This is a genomic window from Streptomyces nanshensis (assembly GCF_001751255.1).
In the GTDB taxonomy this organism is placed as follows: domain Bacteria; phylum Actinomycetota; class Actinomycetes; order Streptomycetales; family Streptomycetaceae; genus Streptomyces; species Streptomyces nanshensis_A.
In genome coordinates this window covers 1-1,662 of record NZ_LJGW01000259.1, presented here as the reverse complement: position 1 = coordinate 1,662, position 1,662 = coordinate 1, and the positions used below count along the sequence as shown (strand labels likewise).

Here is a 1,662-nt window from a genome sequence, read left to right as displayed (position 1 = left end):
TGTGGTCTGGCTCCGGTACTGGCCCCGCACCGGCCGGGGGACTCCGCCGGGGGACTGCCGGGGGGCCGCCCGGACAGGCCACGCCCCCACGCGGCGGCCTGTCCGGGCGGAGGAGAGGACGGAGGCCGGGGGTGTCCTCTCCGGGAGCCGCCGCGCCCGTGACCGGCGGGCGGGGCGGTGGTCGCGTACGTACGTCATCCGGGGCTCCCCGTTTCCGGGCCCGGACGCGAGCGGTGGGGGGTGATCGCCTGGTGCAGAGCGCGGGTGTATTGGCGGACCAGGTGCACGGCGGCATCGGCGCCGCGCGGGCCGGGGTCATCGAGCAGCTCCCGTACGAGGGGGCTGCCGATGACCAGAGCATCGGCCAGGGGCGCGAGGTCGGCGGCCAGCTCAGGGGTGGAGATCCCTCCGCCGCAGACGACCGGTGGACCGCCATGGAGCCGTACGTGGGCGCATCGCCGTGCCAGCTCCAGCGGGTCCAGCGCGCCCTGGTAGCCGGTGACGGCGGCCGCAGCCGGGAGGTAGATCCATCCGGTGGCCGCCGACGAGAGCCGTACGACCCGGGCCTCGCGCGCGGTCGCCTCCAGCAGGCGGGGCGCGTGGAGTCCGTATGCGGCCGCGGCGGCGTGCCAGGAAATCGCCTCGTCTTCGGGAAGGTCCGCCAGCATGCAGCCCGCGGCGCCGGCGTACGCCAGGGCCTCGGCCCAGCGCTCGATCCCGTAGCGCAGGACGGGGCGGGCGTAGCTCATGACGACGACCGGGGCGACGGGTGCGAGCTGCGCTACGAGGGTGAGCACGCCGACCATGTCGGTGCCCTCGCGCATGGCCTGGTGGTGGGCCTGGGAGATGGCCGCGCCGTCCAGGTGCGGCGTGTAGGTGGGGACGCCCAGCTCGATGAATGACGCGCCTCCCTCACGTACGGCGCGCTCCAGCACGGCGCCGCAGCCACCGAGGGAGGGGTATCCGGCTGGGAGGTAGACGCCGAGCGGGCACGGGCCGGTGCCGCGCTCCAGCAGGGCGGAGAGGTANGAGGGGTGCAGTGCCGTCATCGCTCACCACCTCCCGGCAGGACGACGAAGCGCATCCCGAGCCGGGCCGGGGCTGCCACGGCCGCCAGGGGGCGGCGTACGGTCGCCGCGAGCAGCGCCGTCAGCGCGGCGGCGGCGAGCGGCAAGGTCAGCGGTGCGCCGATGGCGCCGGCGAGGCTGCTCCCGGCGGCGATCCCCAGGCCCATGCCGCTGATGAGCCACCCGTAGCCCTCTCGGATCGCCGAGCGCGCGACGAGCAGGTCCACGGCCTGGAAGGCGACGGTCAGCAGCGGCCCGAACGCCAGCCCGGCGATCAGGGTGGCGCCGACGGCGGCGGCCGGGGTGTGGGCGACAGCCAGCGGCAGCCACGCCAGCGGGAGCGCCGCGGCGAACACGGTGAGTTGCGTACGGACGGGCCAGGGCCAGGGGCGCATCCCGTAGAGCGCGTTCCCGCCGATCGCGCCGACGCTGAGCGCGGACGGCAGGGCCCCGGCGATCCATCCCTGGCCCCACTCTTCGGAGGCCGCGGTCGCGGCGAGGTCGAGCGCGCCGATGGTGCCGCCGACGCACGCCAGAGTGGCCATCAGGCGGCCCATGCCCCGGGGGCGGAGCGCGCCGAGCCACCCGCCGGGCT

Annotated in this window: 1 protein-coding gene and 1 pseudogene; both read right to left on the bottom strand. The window is 76.3% G+C overall.

Annotated features, from left to right (window positions below):
* Positions 1 to 194: 194 nt before the first annotated feature.
* Positions 195 to 1,049: a tryptophan synthase subunit alpha gene (gene trpA, locus AN218_RS15435; RefSeq protein WP_070017462.1), complete on the bottom strand. Its 855-nt coding sequence runs from the start codon at positions 1,047 to 1,049 to the stop codon at positions 195 to 197.
* Positions 1,046 to 1,662, bottom strand: a pseudogene (locus tag AN218_RS15430) (MFS transporter); the annotation flags it as partial. The gene trpA and the pseudogene AN218_RS15430, both read right to left, overlap by 4 nt.